2 protein-coding genes are annotated in these 1,797 nt (G+C 46.0%); both read right to left on the reverse strand.

Translation table 11 applies throughout. The features are described 5' to 3' along the window. Window positions 1–344: 344 nt before the first annotated feature. A complete protein-coding gene (locus ACJMM9_RS16815) occupies window positions 345–968 on the reverse strand; it encodes a replication protein (protein ID WP_405329601.1) in 624 nt (207 codons plus the stop codon). A gap of 60 nt (window positions 969–1,028) precedes the next feature. Then, a complete protein-coding gene (locus ACJMM9_RS16820; protein ID WP_405329604.1) occupies window positions 1,029–1,280 on the reverse strand; it encodes a hypothetical protein in 252 nt (83 codons plus the stop codon). Window positions 1,281–1,797 lie beyond the last annotated feature (517 nt).

The following is a 1,797-nucleotide window of genomic DNA, read 5'->3' on the forward strand; positions in this document are numbered from 1 at the left end:
GCTTAAAAAGCAAAAGAAAAGCCCACCTGGGGTTGATTCCAGATGGGCTCACCATAGGAGGTAATCATGAAAAAGAACTACTCCCAATCCTCCACCCCGCCCCCCGCCCGCCCGCTAAAGCTGGGGAGGGTGGGGGGTGGGGGTGTGGTGTGGGTGTGGCTCTTGCTGCTGCTTAATCTATATGTAGTTTCCTACACAAACTAACAAGTGCACCGTATTCCCATTCGCTATCCAGGTATGCTTTGAAACTTTGGGGTGTTTCTCCGTGAAAGGACAAAGCTTTCATTTCAATTATTGCCATTCGGTTCTTGACCGCAAACGCCAAAGCGTTCATTTCTACCTGGTCAAATTTTGCGGTTAGCGTTTTGTTGTCGGGCATCTTCTTGCTCCTTGTAGTGTCTTTGGCTCTTGATGATTTGTGTCAGGTAAAAGCAATTCTTACGCAAAATGGTTCGCCATTCCTTACGCTCTTTTCTCACATAGGAATTGAAGTCGCAAAACTCCGTGACCCAATTTGTCTCAATGAATTCGCACATCTCATCTAGGATTTCTTCTTCTTCGGTTGCGGTTGCTTTGAGTGCGTTTTCCAGGTCAAAGCCACCGCCACACTCTATGTCCTCACGCTTGTATTGTGCTTTCTCCGGGTTGTCCAAGTGCAAGAAATACCGAACCATTCCCCGGGTATCTCTACAAGGTTGAGGAGCAGGAGCACCCAAAAGCTTTGTAATCTCTTCTACCTGGGCATATGCCTTGACAGAATGAAAGGACAAAAGCAAATGGCGGTGCGCCTTCTTCTTCTCTCCATTGGCGTTTACATCTTGGTCGTGAACCGGGCTAATTGCCCAGGGAATCATAAGTTCCCCTAAAATCTCTTTCCATTTTTCCGGGAGCGACTCACCGGGGTAAACAACGCAAGTCCAGGAAAGAAAACGCTTGCTTTTCGTTTCAGCTTTTTCTACATTCTCCATTAAGGTTTAATCCTTTGCCCCTTGTTGTGTTTTCGCGAGCAAAAACAAGGGGCTTTTTGTTTATGCCGGCTTTAAAGTTTCTCCCTGGTTGTCTTCGAACAAATCCAGTTGTCCGATTTCGTGAGCATACATTTTCGCAAACGCTCCCGGGTGCTCAACTACAAAGCGCATAAGTCCGACTATTGCCGCCGAACGGCGACCGCCATTCCTGGACTTTGTAGGGAACAAATCCGGGTGTTCCGAAACCCACTTGTCAAACTCCTGGAAGACTTCTTCGTCATCCGTGGGAATTGTGAAATTCGCAACTTTCATTTTCCTACCGCCTTTTGTTTCTTTTTGTGTGTAAGGGCTTGATGTCGCCCGGGTAATCAGTTCTTTTTTTTGTTGGCGTAATTCTTCACTTTGCTAAATTTCGCAAACTAAATATACATTTTATTTTTGCAAAAATCAACTACATATGCATTTTTCTTTGAGCACTTGCCCAAATTTTCACTAAATGGCGATTTTGAGCCAAAAAAGGCAATTCCCTATTGCGTGATAGCTGATAGATATAGGGGGGGTCGTAGTCGCCCCCCTATATTACTGCTCAAATTTTAGGAGTATTCGCAAACCCCCTTAAAGTCCCCAACCTTTGGGGACATTGAGGAGCCTATTTTTACGGGTTCGCAAGGGGCTAAAATAGGCTCCTCCTGGTTCTTACCTGGTGCGATAGGTTCTACGGGTGTATGGCGCCTTTCTAGGGGCTTAAAAAGCAAAAGAAAAGCCCACCTGGGGTTGATTCCAGATGGGCTCACCATAGGAGGTAATCATGAAAAAGAACTACTCCCAA

It is taken from the genome of Fibrobacter sp. (assembly GCF_045112255.1).
Classification (GTDB): Bacteria; Fibrobacterota; Fibrobacteria; order Fibrobacterales; family Fibrobacteraceae; genus Fibrobacter.